Annotated in this window: 23 protein-coding genes and 1 tRNA gene; 15 read left to right on the top strand and 9 right to left on the bottom strand. The window is 60.8% G+C overall.

Features of this window, described 5'->3' with window-relative positions:
* Positions 1-513: 513 nt before the first annotated feature.
* From LC354_RS12430 to pdxH, 4 genes are all read right to left on the bottom strand, one after another.
* Positions 514-590: transfer RNA gene (locus tag LC354_RS12430), tRNA-Pro, on the bottom strand.
* Between the two features lie 43 nt (positions 591-633).
* A complete protein-coding gene (locus tag LC354_RS12425; protein WP_223424242.1) occupies positions 634-1,134 on the bottom strand; it encodes a DUF192 domain-containing protein in 501 nt (166 codons plus the stop codon).
* On the bottom strand, positions 1,124-1,621 hold the full coding sequence (locus LC354_RS12420; protein ID WP_223424246.1) for a cold-shock protein: 498 nt from the start codon (positions 1,619-1,621) through the stop codon (positions 1,124-1,126). The genes LC354_RS12425 and LC354_RS12420 overlap by 11 nt, the downstream gene beginning before the upstream one ends.
* Positions 1,622-1,786: 165 nt before the next feature.
* Positions 1,787-2,392 (bottom strand): pyridoxamine 5'-phosphate oxidase, encoded by a 606-nt coding sequence (gene pdxH, locus LC354_RS12415; RefSeq protein WP_223424241.1) that lies wholly within the window; start codon positions 2,390-2,392, stop codon positions 1,787-1,789.
* A gap of 136 nt (positions 2,393-2,528) precedes the next feature.
* On the opposite strand from pdxH, the gene fabI reads away from it, so the two are divergent.
* From fabI to LC354_RS12380, 7 genes are all read left to right on the top strand, one after another.
* Entirely contained in the window at positions 2,529-3,335 is an 807-nt protein-coding gene (fabI, locus tag LC354_RS12410) for an enoyl-ACP reductase FabI (RefSeq protein ID WP_223424239.1), read from the top strand.
* A gap of 3 nt (positions 3,336-3,338) precedes the next feature.
* Positions 3,339-3,947, top strand: a complete 609-nt coding sequence (locus LC354_RS12405; RefSeq protein ID WP_223424237.1) for a LysE family translocator — start codon at positions 3,339-3,341, stop codon at positions 3,945-3,947.
* Between the two features lie 2 nt (positions 3,948-3,949).
* The gene (gpt, locus tag LC354_RS12400) at positions 3,950-4,468 is read left to right on the top strand and encodes a xanthine phosphoribosyltransferase (protein ID WP_223424236.1); all 519 of its coding nucleotides are present in this window, start codon (positions 3,950-3,952) and stop codon (positions 4,466-4,468) included.
* Positions 4,469-4,591: 123 nt separating this feature from the next.
* The gene (locus tag LC354_RS12395; RefSeq protein ID WP_223424234.1) at positions 4,592-5,767 is read left to right on the top strand and encodes an aminotransferase; all 1,176 of its coding nucleotides are present in this window, start codon (positions 4,592-4,594) and stop codon (positions 5,765-5,767) included.
* Between the two features lie 77 nt (positions 5,768-5,844).
* Positions 5,845-7,689, top strand: coding sequence for a peptidyl-prolyl cis-trans isomerase (locus tag LC354_RS12390; RefSeq protein WP_223424232.1), 1,845 nt, complete (start codon positions 5,845-5,847; stop codon positions 7,687-7,689).
* Complete coding sequence (gene trpE / locus LC354_RS12385) at positions 7,689-9,197, top strand: anthranilate synthase component I (protein WP_223424230.1); 1,509 nt, start codon at positions 7,689-7,691, stop codon at positions 9,195-9,197. The genes LC354_RS12390 and trpE overlap by 1 nt, the downstream gene beginning before the upstream one ends.
* A 121-nt stretch (positions 9,198-9,318) precedes the next feature.
* Entirely contained in the window at positions 9,319-10,359 is a 1,041-nt protein-coding gene (locus LC354_RS12380; RefSeq protein WP_399203479.1) for a succinylglutamate desuccinylase/aspartoacylase family protein, read from the top strand.
* Positions 10,360-10,420: 61 nt separating this feature from the next.
* Here LC354_RS12380 and LC354_RS12375 read toward each other — a convergent pair whose 3' ends face one another.
* Complete coding sequence (locus tag LC354_RS12375) at positions 10,421-11,953, bottom strand: divergent polysaccharide deacetylase family protein (protein ID WP_223424227.1); 1,533 nt, start codon at positions 11,951-11,953, stop codon at positions 10,421-10,423.
* Between the two features lie 169 nt (positions 11,954-12,122).
* Here LC354_RS12375 and LC354_RS12370 point away from each other — a divergent pair, with 169 nt between their 5' ends.
* From LC354_RS12370 to lexA, 6 genes are all read left to right on the top strand, one after another.
* Positions 12,123-12,704, top strand: coding sequence for an anthranilate synthase component II (locus LC354_RS12370; RefSeq protein WP_223424225.1), 582 nt, complete (start codon positions 12,123-12,125; stop codon positions 12,702-12,704).
* Entirely contained in the window at positions 12,701-13,717 is a 1,017-nt protein-coding gene (gene trpD, locus LC354_RS12365) for an anthranilate phosphoribosyltransferase (protein WP_223424224.1), read from the top strand. The genes LC354_RS12370 and trpD overlap by 4 nt, the downstream gene beginning before the upstream one ends.
* A gap of 75 nt (positions 13,718-13,792) precedes the next feature.
* Positions 13,793-14,608, top strand: a complete 816-nt coding sequence (gene trpC / locus LC354_RS12360; protein ID WP_223424222.1) for an indole-3-glycerol phosphate synthase TrpC — start codon at positions 13,793-13,795, stop codon at positions 14,606-14,608.
* 1 nt (position 14,609) lies between these two features.
* Positions 14,610-15,083 (top strand): cyclic pyranopterin monophosphate synthase MoaC, encoded by a 474-nt coding sequence (gene moaC, locus LC354_RS12355; RefSeq protein WP_223424220.1) that lies wholly within the window; start codon positions 14,610-14,612, stop codon positions 15,081-15,083.
* Positions 15,080-16,258: a molybdopterin molybdotransferase MoeA gene (locus LC354_RS12350; protein WP_223424218.1), complete on the top strand. Its 1,179-nt coding sequence runs from the start codon at positions 15,080-15,082 to the stop codon at positions 16,256-16,258. Before moaC ends, LC354_RS12350 begins: the two co-directional genes overlap by 4 nt.
* A gap of 77 nt (positions 16,259-16,335) precedes the next feature.
* Positions 16,336-17,034 (top strand): transcriptional repressor LexA, encoded by a 699-nt coding sequence (lexA, locus tag LC354_RS12345; RefSeq protein WP_223424216.1) that lies wholly within the window; start codon positions 16,336-16,338, stop codon positions 17,032-17,034.
* A gap of 83 nt (positions 17,035-17,117) precedes the next feature.
* On the opposite strand, the gene LC354_RS12340 is transcribed toward lexA, so the two are convergent.
* Positions 17,118-19,199 (bottom strand): ComEC/Rec2 family competence protein, encoded by a 2,082-nt coding sequence (locus LC354_RS12340; RefSeq protein WP_223424215.1) that lies wholly within the window; start codon positions 19,197-19,199, stop codon positions 17,118-17,120.
* An 80-nt stretch (positions 19,200-19,279) separates the two neighbouring features.
* Between LC354_RS12340 and gltX the strand changes: the two genes are divergently transcribed.
* Entirely contained in the window at positions 19,280-20,680 is a 1,401-nt protein-coding gene (gene gltX / locus LC354_RS12335; protein ID WP_223424213.1) for a glutamate--tRNA ligase, read from the top strand.
* Positions 20,681-20,785: 105 nt separating this feature from the next.
* Positions 20,786-22,081 (top strand): citrate synthase, encoded by a 1,296-nt coding sequence (gene gltA, locus LC354_RS12330; protein WP_223424211.1) that lies wholly within the window; start codon positions 20,786-20,788, stop codon positions 22,079-22,081.
* Between the two features lie 170 nt (positions 22,082-22,251).
* On the opposite strand, the gene LC354_RS12325 is transcribed toward gltA, so the two are convergent.
* The 3 genes from LC354_RS12325 to LC354_RS12315 all read right to left on the bottom strand — a co-directional run bounded on the left by LC354_RS12325 (position 22,252) and on the right by LC354_RS12315 (position 25,517).
* A complete protein-coding gene (locus tag LC354_RS12325) occupies positions 22,252-23,028 on the bottom strand; it encodes an enoyl-CoA hydratase-related protein (RefSeq protein WP_223424209.1) in 777 nt (258 codons plus the stop codon).
* A gap of 72 nt (positions 23,029-23,100) precedes the next feature.
* Positions 23,101-23,556 carry a cytochrome c-type biogenesis protein gene (locus LC354_RS12320; protein ID WP_223424207.1) on the bottom strand — a complete coding sequence of 152 codons (456 nt, stop codon included), beginning with the start codon at positions 23,554-23,556 and terminating at the stop codon, positions 23,101-23,103.
* Positions 23,553-25,517: a heme lyase CcmF/NrfE family subunit gene (locus LC354_RS12315; RefSeq protein ID WP_223424206.1), complete on the bottom strand. Its 1,965-nt coding sequence runs from the start codon at positions 25,515-25,517 to the stop codon at positions 23,553-23,555. The genes LC354_RS12320 and LC354_RS12315 overlap by 4 nt, the downstream gene beginning before the upstream one ends.
* Between the last annotated feature and the right edge of the window lie 48 nt (positions 25,518-25,565).

Below are 25,565 nucleotides of genomic sequence, written 5' to 3'. Positions count from 1 at the left end.
CCTCTGCCGGGGCACGCCTCGGCAGGGGCTCTCAGCGCAATCTCCAACTAAATTTCCAGACGTCAGGTTACAGTACCCCCTGCATAACGGACTCGCATGGCGGACCGTTTTGACCGGCGTCAGGGGGTCAACGAAGCGCGACCGCCGTCGCATCACGGAATGGCGCGGTTTCGATGATGTAGCCTATGGCAATCTTGCACGGCTGTTGTGCGATCGGAGCCTTAGCATGTTTCCGCCACCCATCACCGAATCACAGTCTTTCAACCAAGCTCGCGTTGCGTGGGCCCCGCCAATCCAACGGAATCACAAGACCTCCCTCCCTTGGGACCAGCACGCGCTGTTTCGGAAGTATGTCTGCGAAAGGCACTGTCACACCGGCACATTCAGCGGTCGAAGTGCCCCGGTTTACAGAGAAATCTACGATTTTGAGCGCTTGCAGGACAGTTTCAGCCGACAAACGCGCACAAGACGCGCAGCAGCGCATTTTGTGAAACACGTGAAGTTAGGTGAAAATGGTCGGAGCGAGAGGATTCGAACCTCCGACCCCCTGTACCCAAAACAGGTGCGCTACCAGGCTGCGCCACGCTCCGACCGTGTGCTCCTCTTAGCCGTGCTTTTCACAATTGAAAAGACCTAACAGGGCCAAGATGCGACGGTTTGATCAAAGCTGGGGTGTTGAAGCTGATCTCCGACCGTGATGCCAAGCATCCGGGACATGCCGCCGTTAATTTCAAGAACGTGTGTCAGACCATCACCACCGGGAATCGACGTTTCGTCCAACGGCTGTGCCCGATGATGGATATGACGCACGACGCCCTGCGGGTCGACAAAGAGCATATCCAGTTCGATCAGCGTATTGCGCATCCAGAACGCAACAGATTGCGGACGTGGATAGACAAACAGCATTCCAGCGGAGCTTGCCATTTCGCTACGGTGCATCAAACCAATGGCGCGTTCCTGCGGATCATCGGCAATCTCGACTGCAAATCGAGCCTTTCCGAAATCGCCTCGGATCCAAACGGTGTCCTCGCGGCACTCCGCCCAGGCGACGGCCCCCAGAAACACCCAGAACACAACTCCGACCACGACGCGCACAGACAGACGCATCGCCGGAATTCGTGTACTAATCATCATCGCGTTCCAGCGCCGCTTCCCATGCAAACACCTCGGATGCCATACGACCGCGCTTACCATCAATCACGCGCAACGCCAGCGCTTCACCCGGTTGCAGGTCGGAAAGGCCTGACCGGTGCAAGACCTCGACATGCAGGAAAACATCCTCGGGGTATCCGAAAACATTGGCAAAACCGAACCCTTTGCCCTTGTCGAACCACTTGACCCGGCCCGGTTGTAACGGTGCGGGCGGCGCGTCGGAATTCTGCAGATCAGCGATATCCGTCAGCGTATGCGTCGACTCGGAAACGGGCGGGTCAATGTGAACCACTTCCACGGCTTGCACGCCGCGCTCTGTCTGTTGCACGCGTATACCAACGACGGAACCGTCGGCGATTGATGACTGCCCAAAGTTACGCAACACGTTCACGTGCAGAAGTATGTCTGTTTTAGCATTTTCAGCTACAACAAAACCGAATCCTTTTACCGGGTCGAACCATTTCACCATCCCCGTGACAAGGTCCGTCTCTGATACGTCTACATCTTCTCGCACGACTGTTCTTTCATGAGTGTTTTTTGGTGTCGCACCCATGATCTGCGTCATTTGTCACATGGATTTCAAGCTCTAAAACACCCGTAACCTTGAATAATGTCATGAGAAATAGCTTGTATCTCATGGATTCAAACGAAAAACCTGCCACGGTGCTCCGGATTTCTCCCGTTTCCAGCGAAACCGGTCATGCAGCCGAAATGGGCCATCTGCCCAAAACTCCATCTCGACCGGGACAATCCGGTAACCGCCCCAGAAGGGCGGGCGCGACGGGCTAACGCCTTTCTGTGCTGTCACTTTCGCCACCTTGGCCATCAGGCTGGCCCGGCTGTCGAGCGGCGCGCTCTGATCTGATGCCCAGGCCCCCAGACGGGACTGCAATGACCGCGAGGCGTAATAGGCATCCGCCTGCGTACCGTCCTCCCTTTCCACCAGGCCCCGGACCCGCACCTGACGCCGCAATGACTTCCAGTGCATTACAAAGGCTGCTTTTTGTGCATGATCCAATTCGGCGCCCTTGGCGCTGTTATAATTGGTATAGAATACGAAAGCATCGTCCTCGATGGTCTTGAGCAGAACCATACGGGCGTTTGGCAGGCCGTCGGCGTCGACGGTGCTCAGAGCGATCGCGTTGGGATCGTTGACCTCCGCCTCCTCGGCCTCTTTCAGCCACATACGCACAATCTCGAACGGGTCATCCCCCGCAAACTTGCCGTCACGATCTGCCATTGTCTGCCTCCATGTGAACTTGGATCGGAACTAGCGCTGCGATCAACATGCTTCAACCACTCTTCGCTCTCTTGATGCCCCCATGTCTATAGCCTAAAGCTGAGCGCCAGAAACGCGGATGGGATGGGGCGGTAACATGGCAAACGATCTAATGGCGGGCAAGCGAGGTCTGATCATGGGCCTTGCCAATGACAAATCCATTGCATGGGGGATCGCGAAAACCCTCAGCCAGGCGGGCGCGGAACTGGCATTTTCCTACCAGGGCGAAGCGCTGAAAAAACGTGTGGGTCCGCTCGCGGCACAGCTTGGCAGTGATATCGTCCTGCCCTGCGATGTGGGCGACGAGGCCTCGATCGACGCTTTGTTCGATGGGCTGAAGGACCGTTGGGACAGTCTGGACTTTGTCGTTCACGCCATTGGGTTCTCCGACAAGAACGAGTTGCGCGGCCGCTACGTGGACACGACACGGGGCAATTTCAACCTGACGATGGACATCTCGGTTTATTCTTTCACGGCTGTGATGCAACGCGCGGAAAAGATGATGAAGAATGGCGGGAGCGCGGTGACCCTCACCTATTACGGCGCCGAACAGGTGATGCCGCATTACAACGTCATGGGCGTGGCCAAGGCCGCTCTCGAAGCGTCAGTGAAGTATTTGGCCGAAGATCTGGGCAAGGACAATGTCCGCGTCAACGCGATCAGCGCCGGGCCGATCAAGACGCTGGCCGCCTCCGGTATTGGCGATTTCCGCTACATCATGAAGTGGAACGAATATAATTCGCCCTTGCGCCGGAATGTAACGATCGAAGAGGTCGGCAAGACCGCGCTGTATTTGCTCAGCGATCTGGGCTCAGGGACCACCGGGGAAAACCTGCATGTCGATGCAGGCTATCACGTCGTGGGCATGAAGGCGGTAGACGCCCCCGACATCTCGAAAGGCTAGAGCATGTCGTTGACGCTTGGCGATCTGTTGGCGTTCAACACCGTGCTTTTGGCGGCGCTTTTGTCTCCGGGCGCTGCCATGCTGTTCATGACGCGCGCAACCGTGACCGGAGGGCGCACGGCGGGCGTCGCAACGGGAATCGGTCTGGGATCGGCTGCGGCGCTCTGGACACTGGCCGCACTTCTGGGACTGGAGGCTGTTTTTACACTGTTTCCCTGGACCTATACCGCCCTCAAACTCGGTGGCGCGCTCTATCTGATCTGGATCGCGATCCAGACCTGGCGTCATGCGCACGGCCCGATGGGCGCTGCCCCCGTACCGAAGGGGCGCGCTGTCCTGTCCGGGATGCTGCTGAATTTCGGCAATCCCAAATCCATGCTCTTTGCCGCTGCGGTCATTGTCGTCGTCTTCCCCCAGGGCCTCGCGGCCGCGGACATTGCTGTGATCGTGCTGAACCACTGGCTGCTTGAACTGGTCTTTTACACGGGCCTTGCCTTCGTCCTCAGCACCCCGCAGGTGCGGCGCGGCTATATCAGCCTCAAACCCATCTTTGACCGCATTGCCGCGACGCTTCTGGGCGCTTTTGGCCTGCGCCTGATACTGGAGAAATAGAAATGGCAGACCGTCTCCCCCATGAAAAAGGGTTCCACGTCAGCTGGGACCAGATGCACCGCGACAGCCGCGCACTGGCCTGGCGTCTGGACGGGAAAGGTCCTGATGACGGCGGTTGGCGCGCTGTTGTTGCGATTACACGCGGCGGCATGGCTCCGGCGATGATCGTCGCACGCGAGCTGGATATCCGGACGGTGGACACGGTCAGCGTCAAATCCTACCACTCGGGCGGCGGCAAGGCCGACCAACGCCGGGATGCCGAAGTGCTCAAGGCCCCGAACGCGGAAATGATGGGAGACGGAACCGGCATCCTGATCGTCGATGATCTCGTGGACAGCGGCAAGACGTTGGAGCTCGTGCGCAGCCTTTATCCCAAGGCCCACTTCGCCACAGTCTACGCCAAACCCTCAGGCGAGCCCCAGGTCGATACATTCATCACCGGCGTCAGCCAGGATACATGGATCTTTTTCCCCTGGGATATGGCCTTGCAATATGTCGAGCCTTATCGCGGCAACGACTGACCCGCCAAAAAACTTTCTTGCCTTCGGCAAGGATATTTGGAGCAGGAAGAAATCGAATTGCCATCTTCTCTGTTCCAAAAAATCCCCGCCGGAGGCTCCCACACTGGCCACTGGATCCGCACCATGAAAATGACCCGCACCGCCGCAACCTTCGCGCCACCGGTTATGGAGGCGCGCCGCTGGCTAGAGGGCGTGACGTTTCCCAAGGATCGCCCGTTGATGAATGTCAGTCAGGCAGCTCCGGTTGATCCACCCCCGCAAGCCTTGCGCCAGGCGATGGCCGATGCGGCGCTGACACGCGATGATGCCCATCTGTACGGGCCGGTTCTGGGCAACGCGGATTTGAGGGCCGGCCTGAGCGCTCAGGTCAACGCGCACTACGGCGCGTCCACCGTAGCGGCGCATGTAGCCATCACATCGGGCTGCAATCAGGCCTTCGCGGCGACCATCGCCACGCTGTGCGGTGAGGCGGATGAGGTCATCCTGCCGACGCCCTGGTACTTCAATCACAAAATGTGGCTCGACATGGCAGGTGTGCGTTCTGTCGCGTTACCTGTCGGGCCAGGTATGCTGCCCAGCTTCGAAGACGCCCGCGCCCTGATCACGGAGCGCACCCGCGCCATTGCGCTGGTCTCTCCGAACAATCCCGCCGGGGTCGAATACCCGGCCGATCTGCTTCTGGCCTTCTATGACCTCGCGCGCAGCCACGGCATCGCGTTGATCGTGGACGAAACCTATCGAGATTTCGACAGCCGGACGGGCCCGCCCCACGTCCTGTTTCAGCAAGCGGACTGGGAGAAGACATTCATTCATCTCTACTCTTTTTCCAAAGCCTACCGTCTGACGGGCCATCGGGTGGGCGCGATGGTGGCCGCCCCTGCCCGTCTGGCGGAAGCGGAAAAATTCCTCGACACCGTCGCCATCTGTCCGGGCCAGATCGGACAGCACGCGGCCTTGTGGGGGCTTGAACACCTCGGCCAGTGGGTCGCCGGTGAACGGGCCGAAATCCTTGCGCGGCGGCAGGCGATCACGGACGGGTTTGGTGTCCTTGCCGACAAGGGCTGGCAACTGTTGGGGCTGGGCGCTTACTTTGCCTATGTTGAACACCCGTTTGAAATGTCATCCGCCGATCTGGCGCCTTTACTGGTGCGCAAAGCAGGCATTCTGTGCTTGCCCGGCACGATGTTCTGGCCCGAAGGCGCGCCGGAAGGGGCCGCGCAAATCCGCATCGCCTTTGCCAATCTGGACGCGCAGGGCATCGCAGAACTTTACGCAAGGCTCGCCCTCCTCGATCTGTGATCCGAACCACCCTTGCCCGCAGGCCAGCCCCCGGATAGACAGCGTGGAACGCGCAAAAATCCCCAAGCGAGGGCACGATGGCCAAAGGCAAAAACAACCTGTCGAAAACCGCAGTCTGGATCCTGATGGGCCTGCTCATTCTGGGCTTGGGCGGCTTCGGCGCCACGACTCTCACGGGCACGATCCGCACCGTGGGCCAGGTGGGCGACAAGTACATAGATATCAATGTCTACGCGCGCACGCTCAGTCAGGAAATTCAGGCCGTCAGTGCAGAAACCGGCAGCCCGCTGACCTTCGCACAGGCCCAGGCCATCGGTCTGGATCGCGCTGTTCTGTCGCGCATCGTCCGGGCCCGTGCCCTGGATCACGAAACGGAGCAGATGGGCCTGAGCGTCGGCGACGAAAACCTGCGTAACGAGATCCTGAATATCCCCGCCTTTCGGGGGGTGGACGGCAGTTTCGATCGCGATGCCTACGCCTTTGCTCTGGAACAGGCCGGCACAAGCGAGGCCGAGTTTGAAACCCAGCTGCGCGAAGAGGTCGCCCGCTCGCTGTTGCAGGGAGCCATCATGGCCGGGACGCGCATGCCCGACACCTATGCCAGAACCCTTGTGTCCTTCCTTGGCGAGACCCGCGACTTCACATGGACCCGCCTTGGCACCAGTGATCTGGCCGCGCCGTTGCCACCGCCCACGGATGACACGCTGCGCAGCTATTACGAGGCGAACCTTGGCGACTATGAGTTGCCGGAAACCAAACGGATCACATATGCCGTCCTGCTGCCCGACGATCTGATCGACACGATTGAAATCGACGAAGCAGACTTGCGCGCCGAATTCGACGCGCGCATCGACCAGTACAATCAGCCGGAGCGTCGTCTGGTGGAGCGTCTGGTATATCTGGACGCGGCAGAGGCCGAACGTGCCGCGGCGCAGCTTGAGGTTCGCGGCACCACCTTTGAAGCACTGGTGCAGGAGCGCGGTCTGGCGCTGAGCGACATCGACCTTGGCGATGTGTCCCGCCTCGAACTGGAGGCCGCCGGCGAGGCCGTGTTCAACGCAGAGGTCGGAGATGTGGTCGGCCCCCTGCCTTCATCCATCGGTCCCGCCCTGTTCCGCGTCAACGCGGTCCTGCCTGCGCAAATAACGACATTCGAAGAGGCCAGAGACCTGATCCGGACGGATTTGGCCACGGATGCCGCGCGGCGTCAGGTCGGTGTTTTGGCCGAAGAGTTCGACAATATGCTCGCCGCTGGCGCGACGCTGGAGGATCTGGATGTCGAAACGGATATGAAGCTGGGATCCATCGAATGGTACCCGGCGCTCGGCGATGGCATTGCCGCCTATGATGATTTCCGCGATGCAGCGTCCGCATTGACCGTCGATGACTTTCCCGAAATCGTCCAGCTTGGAGACGGTGGTATCGTCGCGATGCGGCTCGAAGAGGTGTTGCCCCCGCGTCCCGCGCCCTTTGAAGAGGCAAAGATGAACGTGCAGGGCAACTATGAGGCCGAACAGACGGAAATTGGTCTGACGGCACAGGCAGAGGCCCTGTTGCCAGCGCTGGAGGCGGGCGAGAGTTTTGCAAGTCAGGCGTTGGATGCGACCACTGAGGCGGACATTGACCGCAGTGCCTTTATCCCGGGGACGCCACCGGCCTTCATGACCGAGATTTTCGAAATGGAGCCTGGTGAGGTCCGTATTATCCCAAGCTTCGGATCGATCCTGATCGTGCGCCTCGACGCGATCACACCCATCGGCGACTCCGAAGAGGCGCAAGCTGAAACCGCAACTCTCAGCGACGAGATGGGCCAGATCCTGGCCACCGAACTTTTCAACGTCTTTAACGAAGATGTGGTGGTTCGTGCCGGACCCCAGATCAACCAACAGGCCCTCGACGCGGTGCATGTGAACTTTCCCTGATGGCACTGATCCCTGAATATGACGCATTTGCCGCCGCTTATGCGGCCGGGGAAAACCAGATCGTTTATACGCGTCTGGCGGCGGATCTGGATACGCCGGTCTCGCTGATGCTCAAGCTGACGGGGGCGCAGAAAGACGCGTTCGTACTGGAATCCGTCACTGGCGGTGAAGTGCGCGGACGCTACTCCATCATCGGGATGAAGCCGGACCTCGTCTGGCGCTGCCGTGGCGAAAGCTCTGCCATCAACCGGACTGCACGCTATGATGCGGAAGCGTTCGTGGACGTGCCCGGCAATCCGCTGGATGTCCTGCGCGACCTGATCGCGGAGAGCCGGATTGCGCTGCCGGATGATCTGCCACAGGCTGCGGCCGGGCTTTTTGGGTATCTCGGGTATGATACGGTACGGCTGGTCGAGCATTTGCCGGACGTGAACCCTGATCCGCTGGGCCTGCCGGACGCGGTGATGCTCCGCCCCTCTGTTATCGCGGTTCTGGACGGCGTCAAAGGGGAAGTCACTGTCGTATCCCCGGCCTGGGCCAGTGACGGGCAATCGGCCCGCGCCGCCTATGCGCAGGCCGCCGAGCGGGTGATGGATGCCGTGCGCGATCTGGAACGCGCCATGCCGTCGGAAACCCGCGATCTGGGGGACGCGGTGGCCCTGTCAGAGCCTGTGTCGAACTTGACCAAATCGGAATATCTGAAAGCGGTTGAGACAGCGCGGGACTACATCAAGGCAGGCGATATTTTTCAGGTCGTCCCCTCGCAAAGATGGACCATGGACTTTCGCCAACCACCCTTTGCGCTTTATCGATCTTTGCGGCGTACGAACCCCTCGCCTTTCATGTTCTACTTCAATTTCGGCGGCTTTCAGGTCATCGGGGCCAGTCCCGAAATTCTAGTCCGGGTCTTTGGCACCGAAGTGACGATCCGGCCCATTGCAGGCACCCGCAAGCGCGGTGCCACGCCGGAGGAGGACCGCGCCCTCGAGGCAGAACTTCTGGCGGATGAGAAGGAACTCGCGGAACACCTGATGCTGCTGGATCTGGGGCGCAATGATGTGGGCCGGGTGGCAAGGATCGGCACCGTGCGCCCGACAGAAGAGTTTATCGTCGAGCGGTATTCCCACGTGATGCATATCGTGTCGAACGTCGTGGGCGAACTGGCCGAGGGCAAGGATGCGCTGGATGCCTTCTTTGCCGGGATGCCCGCGGGCACCGTGTCGGGTGCGCCCAAGGTGCGCGCCATGCAGATCATTGACGAACTGGAGCCGGAAAAGCGCGGCGTCTATGGCGGTGGTGTCGGCTATTTCAGCGCGGGTGGCGATATGGACATGTGCATCGCGCTGCGCACGGCTGTCGTACAGGATCAGAAGCTCTACATTCAGGCCGGCGGTGGTGTGGTCTATGACAGCGATCCCGAAGCCGAGTTCATGGAAACAGTACACAAATCCGGGGCCATCCGCCGAGCGGCCGAAGATGCCGCGCGTTTTGGCGGTGGCAATCAGTGATCTGCGCTCTGGTCCCTTTTGCTGACGGCAGGAGCGAGGGGCCAGCCCCTCGCGCTCCCCGGGATTTTCTTGGAACAGAGAAGAGGCAGACCCGCACGGTGACCCTTGGGCTTGGAGCGCCCTGATGACGCAAACGCCCTTTACGATCGGTCTGGACGTTTTTGCCCCGGGGACCCGTGGCTCCGTCGCCTTGCCGGTATCGGCCCTGCCCGATCACACCCGTGTCAACCTCTCGATCGAGGTGGTGCATGGCAAGCGTGCCGGGCCGACGATGTTCGTGTCGGCAGCGGTGCACGGTGATGAGGTCATCGGTGTCGAGATTGTGAGACGCCTGCTGCGCGCGCCGCAATTGGACAAGTTGCGCGGGACGCTCGTGGTCGTGCCCATCGTCAACAGTTTCGGATTTCTCGCACGCTCCAGATACCTGCCTGACCGGCGCGATCTGAACCGGTGCTTTCCGGGCTCGACCAAGGGATCACTGGGATCGCGCCTGGCCTTTATTTTCCTTAATGACGTCGTGTTACGCTGCGATTTCGGGATCGACCTGCATTCGGCTGCGGTGCATCGAACCAATCTGCCACAAATCCGGGTCACCCCCGGCGACAGTACCACCGCCAAGATGGCGCGCGCCTTCGGGGCGCCCGTGATCCTGACCTCTCCCTTGCGCGCGGGCAGCCTGCGCGGTGAGGCTGCGGCCCGGGGCACACCGGTGCTGCTCTATGAGGCGGGTGAAGGTTTGCGTTTTGACGAATTCGCTGTGCGGGCTGGTGTTGCAGGTATTTTGCGGGTGATGCGTGATCAGGGTATGCTGGGCGCCAAGGGCATTGCGCGCGCACGCGCGCCGTCTCTGGTGTGCCGCGCCTCGCAATGGCTGCGTGCACCCTCCGGCGGCTTGCTGCGGACGTTCCGGGCCGAGGGTGATGTTGTGGGCGAAGGCGACCTGCTGGCGACGGTATCGGACCCTGCGGGCGACACTGAAACGGATCTGCTGGCGCCCGGGCCCGGTATCCTGATTGGCCGTGCTGTTTTACCGGTGGTCAACGAAGGGGATGCCGTTTTTCATCTCGCGGAATTGCACCCGAAAGCGGATGAAGACACGCTGGACGCGCTAACGGCCCAACTGGGCGATGACCCGCTGTTTGACGAAGACGAAATCATCTGAGACTCGCAATGGCTCGTACTTCCCCGTAAGGCGCACCTGTTGGTGCGCCATCCTCACAGCCTCAGGGTTCCGCAGATAGGGTGCGCAAGACGGCTGAGATCGGTGCCAGGGCAACCCGCTGCGCTCGGTCCTGCAAGCCCCAGAGCAACAGCGCCGTGATCGTGTCGGATCGCAGGCGGCCGACCATGATCACACCGCCTTCCTGCCCGGCGCGAAACGCGGCCTGATCAAGGAACCGGCGAATGACCGGCGGCGTCTGTCCGGCACTGTCGAAATCGCGGAAAATCAAGCCTGTCGGAACACCTTCGCGAAGGGCCATTTTTTGCGCCGTGTTCAGCCCCTTGGACTGCAACACCAATCCGTGGCCAGTGGCCCTGAGCGCTTCGGTGATCTGGTCGCTCGCCTCGCGACTGTTCTGCAAGCCCGCCCCTGCGCCTTCCATTATTGCAACGACTTCCGGTCTGTCCGCCAGCACCGCGGACAAGGTGGTCTCGACATCCGACGCGGTCGCCCCTTGCGGCAGGTCAACCGTCAAAATCACCTCGAAGCCCTGTGCCCGGTAGTCAGCGATCCGCCGTGCCGCGTCGGGCAGGCTGGCGTCCACCGCAAAGCTCAACGGATAAGGAAAGCTTTCGAGGGCCGCCACGCCCACGGGCCCATCGGTCAGATCCACGCCAGTGTCGATCAGAACAATGGCCATCAGTGGTTTGTCATCTGCGTTCTGAAATGGCGCGGCAAAGACCTCGATCGGAGGCAAACCCACGGTGTCTTCCGCCATCGTTCCAGTGCCGTCGGAGCTTTCGGTCGACCTGTCCACGAGCGAGGTGGCTTTGCGCCCTATGGTCGGCCCGTCTTGGGTGGACGGGACCGGATCAAGTGCTGATGGCAAGGCGGCAATGATGTTGTCTTGCGGCGCTTCAGGCGTCAGAGGTTGTATCGGTTGCAGGGCATCGGACCCAAGATCTGAAGTCTCGGCCTCTTGCGCCGCCGCCACGTCAGCTTCGGCATCCTCAGTTACCGTCAGCGCTTGTCCTTGTCCGGTATCCTCCGCCTCGGTCGGCGCCTGTGGTTGGACGGGATTGGTGCCGATCTCGGGCGCATCACTCGGAAGTGCAAACGCACTTTCGGTTTCCGGAACAACGGGAGCGGGTGGTTGCGCCGGATCGGTCGAGATCGACAGCACATCTTCGGCATTTGGCGCGGCGGGCAGACCGACGGGCGCGCTCGGCAAGACAGGAGGTTCATCCAGAACCTCCACCCCTGCGCTTGCAATACTCCGTGCAGGCCCTTCCAGTCCTTCGGCACTTCCTGTTTGCGGAACCGTTGGCGTGTCGGACCCCGCCACAACCGCGGCTGTCACATCATCGGCTTGGGGGGACGTGCCTTGGCGGGCTTCCCCGTCACGCACAAGGTCCGCGTCGGTCACCGCATCGGCCGTGCTGGGATCGCCCGTTGTCGGCGCCGTGGCGGCCTGCGGTGCCGACACGGCGACATCCGGCGCCACCGGTCCTTCGGTCATGACCGACAAGACACCGGCGCCGACCACGCTGACGACACCGCCCCAGATCACACCGCTCAGAAAACCCCGTGCCATATCGCTGTCTCCGCCTGTTGTGGTCCCCGCCGCGCTTTGCACGTGCCGGAACCAACTGCTTTATCCTTATACTCCGGCCGCCCTGCCCTTGACGCTGGCTGGCAAGCCTGAGCATGTATGCATCTGAGTATAAAGGCCTCTGCCGCCCCTTGGAACAAAGAATACGACGATGCTGCTGCTGATCGATAATTACGACAGTTTTACCTATAATCTGGTTCACTATCTGGGAGGGCTCGGCGCGGAAGTGGTGGTGCGCCGTAATGACGCGCTGGACGTGCAAGAGGCCATGGGCATGCGCCCAAGCGGCATTCTGCTGTCGCCCGGTCCTTGCGATCCCGATCAGGCGGGCATCTGCCTTGCCCTGACGCAAGCCGCGGCGGAAACCCGCACGCCGCTGATGGGCGTCTGTCTGGGGCACCAGACCATTGGACAGATGTTTGGTGGCAAGGTCGTGCGTGCCGATGACATCGTGCACGGCAAGTTGGGAACAATGCATCACAAAGGGACAGGCGTTTTCACCGGCTTGCCCACGCCCTTTGCGGCCACCCGCTACCATTCACTGATTGTCGAGCGCGCAAGCCTGCCCGACTGCCTCGAAGTCAACGCAGAGCTGGAGGATGGCACCATCATGGGCCTGCGCCATCGAGACTTGCCGATCCACGGAGTACAGTTCCATCCCGAATCCATACGCTCGGAGCACGGACACGCGATGCTGCAAAACTTTGTCGATCTGCTGCCGGTGCCCGCATGAGCGACACGCTGAAGCCATTGATCGATGCCGCCGCCAACGGCCCGCTGACCCGTGCGCAGGCCGAGCAGGCTTTTCAGATCCTGTTTGAGGGTGAAGCGACGCCAAGCCAGATCGGCGGGCTGCTGATGGCCCTGCGCACGCGCGGTGAAACCGTCGATGAATATGCGGCTGCCGCCGCCGTGATGCGCGCGAAATGCAACGCGGTGCAGGCCCCCGACGGGGCGATGGATATCGTTGGCACGGGCGGAGACGGCAAGGGAACGCTCAACATTTCGACAGCCACGGCCTTTGTCGTGGCCGGTGCCGGCGTGCCCGTGGCCAAACATGGCAATCGCAACCTCAGCTCCAAATCCGGCGCGGCGGATGCGCTGACCCAGATGGGGATCAATGTCATGGTCGGCCCCGCTGTCGTTGAAAGGGCGCTGAACGAGGTCGGGATCGGGTTCATGATGGCCCCGATGCACCATCCCGCTATCGCCCATGTCATGCCGACGCGGGCCGAACTGGGCACGCGCACGATCTTCAACATCCTCGGTCCGCTGACCAATCCCGCAGGGGTCAAACGACAGCTCACCGGCGCGTTCTCACGCGACCTGATCCGGCCCATGGCCGAAACGCTGGGTCAGCTGGGCTCGGATGTGGCGTGGCTTGTGCATGGCTCGGACGGGACCGACGAATTGACCATCACCGGCCTGTCCTGGGTGTCAGCTCTGGACGGCGACACCGTGACCGATTTCGAGGTCCACCCCGAAGACGCAGGCCTGCCGGTTCATCCCTTCGAGGACATCGTCGGCGGCACACCCGAAGAAAACGCCATTGCCTTCCGCGCGCTTCTGGATGGCGCGCCCGGTGCCTACCGCGATGCGGTTTTGCTCAATTCTGCCGCCGCCCTCAAGGTGGCAGGTGTGGCGGACGACCTCAAGGACGGTGTCGCCGCCGCCCAACAAAGCATCGACAGCGGCGCCGCAATGGCTAAGATCAAAGCTGTCGCCAAAATCAGCCAGAACGGGTAACTTCTTTCGGCCATAAATATCCCGGGGGTCCGGGGGCTGGCCCCCGGTTCACCCTCTCAAACAAGAGCCTACGATATGACCAACACGATCCTCGACCGCATCAAAGACTACAAGCTGGAAGAAATTGCCGCTGACAAGGCCGCGAAACCGCTCGATGTGTTGGAAGTTGAAGCACGCAACGCATTTAATGTGCGCCCGTTTGCCGAAGCTCTGCGTCAAGCCAGCCGGACAGGGTATGGCCTGATCGCCGAGGTCAAAAAAGCCAGCCCGTCGAAAGGACTGATCCGCGCCGACTTTGATCCCGCAGCCATTGCCCAGAGCTATGAAACGGGCGGCGCGACCTGTTTGTCGGTGTTGACGGACATACCCAGCTTTCAGGGTGCCAAGAACTATCTGGTCGAGGCCCGCGCCGCATGCGAGCTGCCGGTCTTGCGCAAGGATTTCATGTACGACCCGTATCAGGTGATCGAGGCGCGCGCGCTTGGCGCAGATTGCATCCTCATTATCATGGCGAGCGTCAGCGACACACAGGCCGTCGAACTCGAGGAAACCGCCATCGAATGGGGGATGGATGTGCTGATCGAAGTGCATGATCTGCCGGAACTTGAACGGGCCAGCCTGTTGAAAAGTTCGCTGATGGGGATCAACAACCGCGATCTCAACACATTCGAGACCAATCTCGACACCACGCGCAAGCTTTCGAAACTGGTGCCCGCCGACCGGGTGATCGTCTCGGAGAGCGGATTGAACACACCCGCTGAACTTGCCGATATGGCTATGTACGGTGCCCGCAGTTTCCTGATCGGCGAAAGCCTCATGCGGCAGGACGATATCACCGCAGCGACCCACGCCCTTCTGGCCAACCCACTGGTGGTCGGCGGAGGCATGTAGAATGGCCCTGACCCATTTCGACAGCGATGGCGCTGCCCACATGGTCGACGTCTCCGACAAGGCCGTCACAAACCGGGTTGCGGTTTCGGAGACCTGGATCAAGATGCAGCCGGAAACGTTTGAAATTATTACACAAGGCCGTGCAAAAAAAGGCGACGTGATCGGTGTGGCCCGCTTGGCCGGGATCATGGGGGCCAAGAAAACCGCCGATCTGATTCCGCTCTGTCACCCACTGCCCATCACAAAGGTTTCTGTCGATCTGGACCCCGACCCGACGTTGCCGGGATTGCGCATCACGGCAACTGTCAAGACCACGGGCCAGACCGGCGTCGAGATGGAGGCATTGACCGCCGCCGCGACCTGCGCGCTGACCGTTTATGACATGGCCAAAGCCGTCGATAAGGGCATGGAAATTGGTGGCTTGCGCGTCGTGCTCAAGGATGGTGGCAAATCCGGGCGCTACGAGACGACATGATCACTGTTGCGCAAGCGCTTGAGCATCTGTTTGAACTGGCCGACGCCCTGCCGCATGAAACGGTCCCCCTGCGCGATGCCGCCGGGCGGATGCTTGCCGTACCCGTTGCCGCGACGCGCACCCAGCCGCCCTTTGCCGCGTCATCGATGGACGGTTACGCGCTCAAGGGCGTCGAAGCCGATCTGCACGCCCAGTTCAAAGTTGTCGGCGAATCGGCAGCGGGCCATGGCTGGACGGGCACGCTGGGTGCAGGTCAGGCGGTCCGCATCTTTACCGGCGCGCCCGTGCCCGATGGTGCCGACAAGGTGGTCATTCAGGAAGATGTCGAACGGACCGGCGATCTGATCACGTTAACGGACGGTCCCGAACCCAAGGACAACATTCGCCCGGCGGGTGTGGACTTTGAACAGGGAAACGTCTTGCTCGCCCCGCCCCGCCGTCTCAGCTCTGGCGACGTTGCATTGCTGGCGGCAATGAACGTCGTGACGGTTCCCGTCATCCGAAAACCAGTGATCGCCGTGATTGCCACCGGGGATGAATTGGTGATGCCGGGCGAGGATCCGGGCGCGGATCAGATCATCGCCTCCAACAGTTTTGGCCTGGCCGCGATGTTCGAAGCCATGGGGGCCGTAGTGCGGATCTTGCCCGTCGCGCGCGATACCAAGTCTTCCCTCATCACCGTTTTTGGACTGACCCGGGGCGCCGATCTGATTGTCACCATCGGTGGGGCCTCCGTCGGAGACCACGACCTTGTGGCTGAAGTGGCTGCTGACCTCGGGATGGATCAGGCGTTTTACAAGGTGGCTATGCGTCCGGGCAAACCCCTTATGGCAGGCCGTTTGCACGGTGTGCCAATGGTCGGCCTGCCCGGCAATCCGGTGTCGGCCATGGTCTGTGGCACGGTCTTCCTGCAACCCATGCTGCGCACCATGATGGGCCTGGGCCGCACACCCGCGCCGCGCGTTCAAGTTCCCTTGGCCGCCGACATCGCCGCCAACGGCCCGCGCGAACACTATATGCGCGCGACCATTGCCAAGGGCCAGATCACGGATGCGGGGCTGCAAGACAGCTCGCTTTTGACTGTGCTGGCCCGCTCCAATGCGTTGATGGTCCGCCCCCCTCATGACCCTCCGCGCATGGCAGGGACTGTGGTCGATGCCATCCTGATCGACTAATTGTTGACACAAAAGGGGAACGTCCGTAGAACAAAACCAAACCTGTGGGAAACACACATTGGCTTGGAGGAACGGGCATGTTGACGAAAAAGCAGCTGGATCTGCTGGAATTCATTCACAAACGGGTGCAGCGCGATGGCGTCCCACCCAGCTTTGACGAAATGAAAGAGGCGTTGGACTTGCGCTCCAAGTCCGGGATTCATCGCCTGATCACCGCATTGGAAGAACGCGGATTTATCCGCCGTCTGGCGCATCGTGCCCGCGCCATCGAAGTCGTGCGCCTGCCGGAAAGCCTTGGTGGCCCAGCCAGCGGGTTCACGCCCCGCGTGATCGAGGGTGACCGCCAGGATGCACCGCCCCCCGCAGGCGCACGCGCCGTTGAGACGGCTCAAGCCATCGAACTGCCCGTCATGGGCCGTATCGCGGCCGGTGTGCCGATCTCGGCCATTTCGGAAGTGTCCCATTCGGTTGCCGTGCCCAGCCAGATGGTTTCGACGCAGGGCAATCACTATGCCCTCGAAGTCAAAGGCGATTCGATGATTGAAGCCGGTATCAACGACGGGGATGTGGTGGTGATCCGTGAAACTTCCTCTGCGGATAATGGCGACATCGTCGTAGCCCTTGTCGAAGATCACGAGGCAACGCTGAAACGCTATAAGCGGCACGGCGATTCCATTGCACTCGAAGCCGCCAATCCTGCCTATGAAACCCGCGTCTTTCCGGTCGGCCAGGTCAAGGTGCAAGGGCGGCTTGTGGGCTTGATCCGAACGTATTGAGGCTGGCGGCGAGGCGCACCAAGGGTGCGCCTTACGGGGTCCATGAACCCGTCCGTACAGCTGAGACGGCAGGTGCGCGCGCCCTATTTCACCGCAATTTTCTCCTCTGCGGACCGAAGCTTCAGGACCGGCGCGGGATGTTTGGTCCAGCCTGACCATAGCCGGTCTCCTCCAATCTGACGCGCGGTGATGAGACGGGCGTCATTGCCCGTTCCAACGATGGCGATTGCTCCGGTTTTGCGCAGGGTTCTCGCATCCAGCAAGAGGCAGTCCGCGCGCACCGCAGTCGGGATGTTTCCATTTACGACGACCACCTCGCCGGGACGGCACCCGGTAAAGCCCGCGAGGGCGCGTTTTCCACTCAGGTGCACCAGGTTCCCATCCAGCCATGTCGACGCGCCGCCTCGCCATCGCTGTGCCGCATCTGGTTGCAACGTTCCGTCTCCATCATTCTCCAGCCAGTTGCGTGCAACGAAGCCCGCGCCCTTCTCCTTGCTCAACGCCCGACCCTGTGGTGTCATGACGCCCACGATCGCGCCCGTGTCGGCGATCAAAACTGATGGGCGTTCACCCAATTGCCACATAGCGAGGGCCACAATGATGCCTGCGAGCCCGGCAAAGCGCAGCCGCCCCCGCCACAGAATCACAAAGAGCGCCCCCAACGCCATTGCGGGCAGCACCCACGGCCCCGGCCCGGGCACAAACCGGCGGGCCCCGTCCAGCCCCGCGACGGTTTCCGCCACCCAAAGGATCCAGGCCAACCCGCCCCCCATGATCCACAGGCCAATCGCTTCGCCGCCAAAGGGCGACAGCAGCAAGGCGAGCACAGCCGCCGGGATCACCAAGACGCCCATCAGCGGCACGCTGGCCAGATTGGCCAGCAAACCGTAATGCGCGACGGCGTTGAAATGCGCGGCCCCAATGGGCGCCGTCGCCAGCCCCGCCACCGCCGAAGAAACAACAACCCCGATCACCGGTTGCGCCCATCTCGGGCCTTTCGGAGCGTCCCGCATCCATCCGAACACAGCCACCAGCGCAGTGGTCGCCGCAAATGACATCTGGAACCCCGGCCCCATCAAGGCTTCCGGGCGCAAGGCCAGCACGATCATCGCCGCCATTGCGACCGCCCGCAGGCTCAGGGCGCGCCGGTCAACCATGATCGCGCAAAGCGCGACTGCAACCATCACGAAGGCCCTTTCGGTCGCCACATTCCCACCGGACAAGGCCAGATAGACCGCTGCCGCCGCCAACGCCCCGCCCGCTGCAATTTTGCGCGCGGGCCAGCGCAGCGCGACCGCAGGGATCAGTGCAAAGCACAGCCGCAGAAGGCCAAAGACAAATCCACTCAGAAGGCCCATGTGAAGGCCGGAAATGGCCAGCAAGTGTGCAGTATTGGACGCGCGCAATGCCTCCAATGCGCCTTGGCTGATGCCGCTGCGATCGCCTGTTGTCACCGCCGCAGCAAAACCGCCGATATCGCCGGGCAGCACCTCGCGGACGCGCAGCGACGCCGCCATGCGAATGCGAAAGATCATCTGTGCCAGATCAAATTCCGCAGGCGCAATCGCCAGCAGAGGCACGCGGACATAGCCGACCGCCCCAAGGCCGGCAAACCAGGCATGGCGCTGGAAATCAAAACCGCCCGGCTCGACCGGGCCGCTGGGCGGGCTGAGATGCCCGGTTGTCATCACGCGCAGGCCCGGCATGGGGGCAACACCGAGCATTGGATCACCATGCAGCGAAATGCGCACCCGCCGCGGCGTGTCTGCGGGGGCCACTCGGTCAAGCTTGACACGGTCCAGTGTCAGGCGCACCGCGTCTGACCCACTGCGATCGATACCCACGATCCGGCCTTCAATCGGGCCGTAATAACGCCAGTCGATGACCGGGCCCGCAACCGAATGCGCCCGCCATGCGGCCACGCCGAACCCAAGGGCGATCATCGCCAGAAAAACAGCAATCGGTGACAGGCTTTCATCCATCCGCCGCGCAGCGCCGACGCAGAAAACCCCTCCTGCAACCACCGCAGCGATGGCGCCTGAAGAAGGTTCGAACCGCAACCCGAAAAATATCGCGATCCCGATCGCCATGCCGACGGGAAGCCAGCCAAAAAGCCACCCGCGCTGAAACAAGAGTGCCTGTTGAAAGGTCGTGACAAGGCCCATGCTTGCCCCTCGCGCCCATGGTGGATAGTAGAATGCCAAACCCTATGACCTTCATGGTTACGAAAAGGTAAATACCGCCCATGTCCACGCCCGTCGTCACCCGTTTTGCCCCTTCTCCCACCGGTTTTCTACACATCGGCGGCGCGCGTACGGCGCTGTTCAATTGGCTCTATGCACGTGGTCGCGGCGGAAAATTCCTGCTGCGCATCGAAGACACAGACCGCGCCCGATCGACGCCTGAAGCCACACAGGCGATTCTGGACGGATTGGCATGGTTGGGCCTGGACCATGATGGCGAGGTGATCAGCCAGTTCGACCGCGCCGATCGGCATGCGGATGTGGCCCTTGCGCTTCTGGCCGAAGGCAAAGCCTACAAGTGTTTTTCGACGCAGGACGAGATTGCGACCTTCCGCGAGACAGCCCGCGCCGAAGGCCGTTCTACTCTGTTTCGCTCGCCTTGGCGCGATGCGGACCCCGCCACCTTCCCCGACATGCCATATGTGGTGCGGATCAAGGCTCCGGAGGACGGGACCACAGTCATTCGTGACGCAGTGCAAGGCGATGTGACCATCCGCAACGATCAGCTGGACGATATGGTCTTGCTGCGCGGCGATGGCACTCCGGTTTATATGATCGCCGTGGTCGTCGATGATCACGATATGGGTGTGACGCACGTGATCCGCGGCGACGATCACCTGAACAATGCGGCGCGGCAAATGATGATCTATGACGCCATGGGCTGGGACGTGCCAACCTGGGCGCATATTCCGCTGATCCACGGACCAGATGGCAAAAAGCTGTCCAAACGCCACGGCGCGCTGGGAGCGCAGGAATACCAGGCAATGGGATATCCGGCGGCGGGCATGCGCAACTATCTGGCGCGTCTGGGTTGGAGCCATGGCGACGACGAATTCTTCAGTGACGCGCAAGCCCGCGACTGGTTCGACCTTGACGGGATCGGCAAAAGCCCCGCGCGCTTTGACGTGAAGAAACTCGAAAACCTGTGTGGACAACATATGGCGCTGGCCGATGATGCCGCGTTGCAGCAAGAAATCAGGGAATATATGGGCGCCGCAGGCTTGCCCAAGCTTACGGAGTCACAATCACGCGGACTTCTTGACGCGCTTCCTTTTGTCAAAGAGCGGTCCAAAACTTTTCCGGAACTTCTTGAAAAAGCGCATTTTATTCTGACATCTCGGCCCATTGAGCCCGACGAAAAGGCGGCAAAATCGCTCGACTTGGTATCCCGTGGTATACTGAAGGAATTGACGCCGCACCTGCAAAGCGTTACTTGGGATCGAGACAGCCTTGAGGTGGTCCTGAACGACTTTGCTGCGGCTCAGGATACTAAATTCGGCAAACTCGCAGGGCCCCTTCGGGCTGCATTGGCGGGGCGTGCCGTAACACCTTCGGTTTTTGATATGATGCTGGTCCTGGGGCGCGATGAGACCCTCGCCAGACTTGAAGACGCTGCGGCCTGACAGGATTTCCCGTCACGCCAGGCACGCAGCCCATTGACAAAGCCATCCGCATCAACGGTGGCTTGTGGCGGGATGACCCGCCTCGCGACGAAAGGAACGAACCTGATGGCTGACGCACCGAAATCTGCAAGACTGACGATTGGCAACGACACCTACGACCTCCCCATTCATTCCCCGACCGTGGGACCGGACGTGTTGGACATCCGCAAGCTTTATGGTCAGGCCGGCGTATTCACCTATGATCCCGGCTTTACCTCAACCGCAAGCTGCGACAGCACCATTACCTTTATCGATGGCAACGAGGGTATACTGCTGCACCGCGGTTATCCCATCGGCCAACTTGCTGCAAAATCGCACTTTCTCGAAGTGTGTTATCTCTTGCTTTACGGTGAACTGCCTTCTGCCCCCGAGCTCGAAAAGTTCGAGCACAACATCACCATGCACACGATGCTGCATGAGCAGATGCAGAACTTTTTCCGCGGGTTCCGACGCGACGCCCACCCGATGGCCGTCATGGTCGGCGTGGTCGGAGCGATGTCTGCATTCTATCACGACAGCACCGACATTTCCGACGAACGCCAGCGGGAAATCGCGAGCCATCGTCTCATCGCCAAGATGCCGACGATCGCCGCCTGGGCGTATAAATATTCCATAGGCCAGCCCTTCGTCTATCCGCGCAATGATGAGGACTACGCCTCGAACTTCCTGCGCATGTGCTTTGCCGTGCCTGCCGAGGACTATATCGTCAATCCGATTCTCAGCCGCGCGATGGACCGCATCTTTACCCTGCACGCGGATCACGAACAGAACGCCTCGACCTCGACGGTGCGTCTGGCTTCAAGTTCCGGTGCCAATCCCTTCGCCTGTATTGCCGCCGGCATCGCCTGCCTTTGGGGCCCGGCGCATGGGGGAGCGAACCAGGCCTGCCTCGAGATGCTGAAGGAAATTGGAACGGTCGACCGCATTCCCGAATTCATCGCCCGCGCGAAGGACAAGGACGATCCGTTCCGCCTGATGGGTTTTGGTCACCGCGTTTACAAGAACTTTGACCCCCGCGCGACGGTGATGAAACAATCCGCAGACGAGGTGCTTGAGCTTTTGGGTGTCGAGAACAACCCGGTTCTGCAGGTCGCGAAGGAGCTTGAGAAAGCTGCCCTGGAAGATCCGTATTTCGCCGACAAAAAGCTGTTTCCGAATGTCGACTTCTACTCCGGCATTATCCTTGAGGCGATGGGATTCCCAACGTCGATGTTCACGCCGATCTTTGCGGTCAGCCGCACGGTAGGATGGATCTCGCAGTGGAAGGAAATGATCGCCGATCCACAGAACAAAATCGGTCGTCCACGCCAGTTGTATCTGGGTGAAACGCTGCGCGACTATACCGACATCGAAAACCGGTGATCAAGAGAATGGGCGCTTTCGCGCCCTTGTGAAGAGCCAAGCTGGCGTTGCGACGTCAGCTTGGACCCATCTTGATGGGCATGATGACCAACAAGAGGGATCCCTTGAGTGAAAAATGCGAGCGTGCCCGGTTATCACACCGGGTTCAGCTGCGCACAAATTTTAATTGTTTATCTGCCTTCGAAATCGGGCTTGCGCTTGTCCACAAAGGCCAGAACACCTTCGCGGAAATCGCGGCTTTGGCCGCAAGCCCCCTGTTCAGACGCCTCGATCCCCAGCTGCGCTTCGAGATCGTTATTCCAACTTGCACGTATTACACGCTTGACTGATGCATAGGCCTTGGTCGGTCCTTGCGCCAAATGCGCCGCGCGGGCCTTCCACTGTGTCTCGAACGCGTCATCGGCCACTGCTTCCCAGATCAGGCCCCACTTGTCCGCATCACGGGCACTGATCTTGTCCGCAAAGAGCGCCGCCCCCATCGCCTTGGCCATCCCCATCGTACGCGGCAGCACATAGGTGCCGCCCGCATCCGGGATCAGACCGATGCGCGTAAAGGCTTGCAGGAAATAGGCGCGTTCCGCCGCGATCACGACATCACAGGCCAGCGCAAGGTTCGCCCCTGCCCCCGCAGCTGCACCGTTCACGGCTGCAATGGTCGGCACTGGGCAGTCGATGATGGCCTTCAACATCGGCTCATACTCGTCGCGGAGCGTCCGCTCCAGATCGAGGTTGCCGGCATTCGCCCGATCCCCAAGATCCTGGCCTGAGCAAAACGCGCGCCCCGCGCCGGTCAGAACAACGACCCGCGCCTTCTTGCCGGCGCGCGTGACCGCATGCGTAATCTCGGCGCGCATCTGCGTGTTCAGCGCGTTCATGACGTCAGCGCGGTTCAGGGTAATCAGCGCGATGCCGTCCTCTCGCGAGTATGTGAGGGTATCGTAGTTCATATGCAGTCTCCTCGGACGCGTGTTCCGCCTTGCATATCAAACCGTTCCATTGAGAAAAGCCCAAACGGCGCGTCACTCTTTGAGAATTTCACGCAATCGCTTGGCTTCCTCCGCATTCAGCGTGCTGGTGGCAGGCTGCACAGCCCGACTGCGACCGCGGACATATCCAATCCCGACCCCTGCGGCGAGCAGGAACATCAAAGGCCCTGCCGCCCAAAGCAACCAATTCGACCCGCTGGTGCGTGGTGCCATCAAGACAAATTCGCCATAGCGTTCAACGAAGAAATCCATGATCTGGTCATTTGTCTGACCCGCAGCCACCTGTTCCCGGATCACACGTCGCGTATCCACAGCCCATTGTGCATTTGAAGAAGCCACGGATTCCGATTGGCACACGACGCACCGCATCGCGTGATCCAACTCGCGCGCCTGCGCCTCAAGCACCGGATCATCCAGCATCTCCGACGGATCGAGGGCCAGTGCAAAGCTGGCCATCGCGAGCCACAGGCAAACAGCAAGCCGGATCATTCCGCGGGCACCGGTTTCGGTTGCGCCTTGCGTGCGCCAACAGCGACCCTGAAGCGCCGATCGCTCAGGCTCAGGAAGCCACCCAGCGCCATCAACGCACAGCCGATCCAGATCCAGTTCGTCAACGGTTTGATATAAGTCCGCACCGCCCAGCCCCCATTGGCCTGCGCATCCCCGATCACAACATAAACGTCGCGCGCCAGGTTATAGTCGATGGCGGCTTCTGTCGTGGGCATCTGCGCCACGGGATAGATCCGCTTTTCCGGGCGCATCTGGGCAATCTCCTGCCCGTCCTTGGACAGAGTAATCAACGCCATGGTCGACAGGAAATTCGGGCCCTCGAACTCTTCAACCCCATCCAATGTGATGGTATAGCCTCCAACCTCATAGCCCTCGCCGATTTGGGCAACACGGATGTCTTCGGACTGCCACGAGGTCAGCCCCGCGACACCCAGCATCGTGACACCCAGCCCCGCATGCGCGACAGATTTGCCCCAGTCGGCACGTGGCAGACGGAACAGGCGTGCTGCATTGAATTTCTGGCCCGTTCTACTCGCCAGATCGATCGCCGCACCCATCACCAGCCAAGCCCCCAGGAACGCCCCCATCGGCCCGATCAGGCTGCGCCCCGATTGCATTGCCCACGCCAAACCCGCAATCGCGATTGCGAGAACAAAGGCATAACGCAACGGACGCATCGCCTTGGTCAGGCTCGCCCGTTTCCATGGCAACATCGCGCCCACTGGCATGATCAGCCCCAGCAGCACCATGAAAGGAGTGAAGGCCATATTGAAGAAGGGCGGGCCAACGCTGAGCTTGCGATCAAAAAACATCTCGGCAACCAGCGGCCACATCGTGCCGACAAAGACGACGAAACAACTCACCGCCAGTAGCAGGTTATTTGCCACCAAAGCGCTCTCTCGACTCACCATGCCAAAGACACCGCGCGCTTCCATCGCACCTGCCCGGAACGCGAAAAGGACCAGTGCACCGCCCATGAAAAAGCCCATGATCATCAGGATGAAGACACCCCGCTCCGGATCGTTGGCAAAGGCATGCACCGAGGTCAGCAAACCCGACCGCACGATGAACGTGCCGATCAACGAGAACCCAAAGGCAAGAATGGCCAACAGAATCGTCCAGCTCTTCAGGCTTTCGCGCTTTTCCACGACGATTGCGGAGTGGAGCAAGGCCGCAGCCAGCAGCCAGGGCATGAAGGACGCGTTTTCAACCGGATCCCAAAACCAGAAACCACCCCAGCCCAGCTCGTAATAGGCCCACCAGGACCCAAGCGCGATACCGATGGTCAAGAAAACCCAGGCCGCGAGCGTCCAGGGCCGCACCCAACGCCCCCAGGCCGCATCCACACGGCCCTCGATCAGAGCGGCGACTGCAAAGGAAAAGGCCATGCTCAAACCCACATAGCCCAAGTACAGAAACGGCGGATGAAATGCCAATCCGGGATCTTGCAAAAGCGGGTTCAGGTCCTGCCCGTCAAAGGGCGGCACAGCCAGACGGAGAAACGGGTTGGATGTAAAGAGAATGAACGCAAGGAAAGCCAACCCGATCGCACCCTGAACCGCCAACACACGCGCCCGCAGGCTTGGAGGAAGATTGTTGCCAAACCAGGCGGCGGTTGCGCCAAACAAGGCTACGATCAGGACCCAAAGAAGCATAGATCCTTCGTGATTTCCCCATGTGCCCGAAATTTTGTAAAGCATCGGCTTGGCCGAATGACTGTTCAGCACAACCAGCCTGAGCGAGAAATCCGACGTGATAAAGGCCCACATCAGGGCGCCGAAGGAAAACGCGATCAGAAAGAACTGCGTCGTGGCTGCAGGCTCCGCAACGGCCATCCAGGCCGGGTTGCGGCGCCATGCGCCGATCAAGGGGACCGTTGTCTGCACGATGGCTACGACAAAGGCGAGGATAAGGGCGAAATGGCCAAGCTCTGTAATCATGCGCAGACTATAGGACGAGCAAGAGACATCGCCAATGCCCCTTGCACA

The sequence above is a fragment of the Tateyamaria pelophila genome (genome assembly GCF_019966495.1).
GTDB classification, from domain to species: Bacteria; Pseudomonadota; Alphaproteobacteria; order Rhodobacterales; family Rhodobacteraceae; genus Tateyamaria; species Tateyamaria pelophila.
Note: the sequence above shows the minus strand (reverse complement) of the source record. Positions and strands in the feature narration are given on the sequence as shown.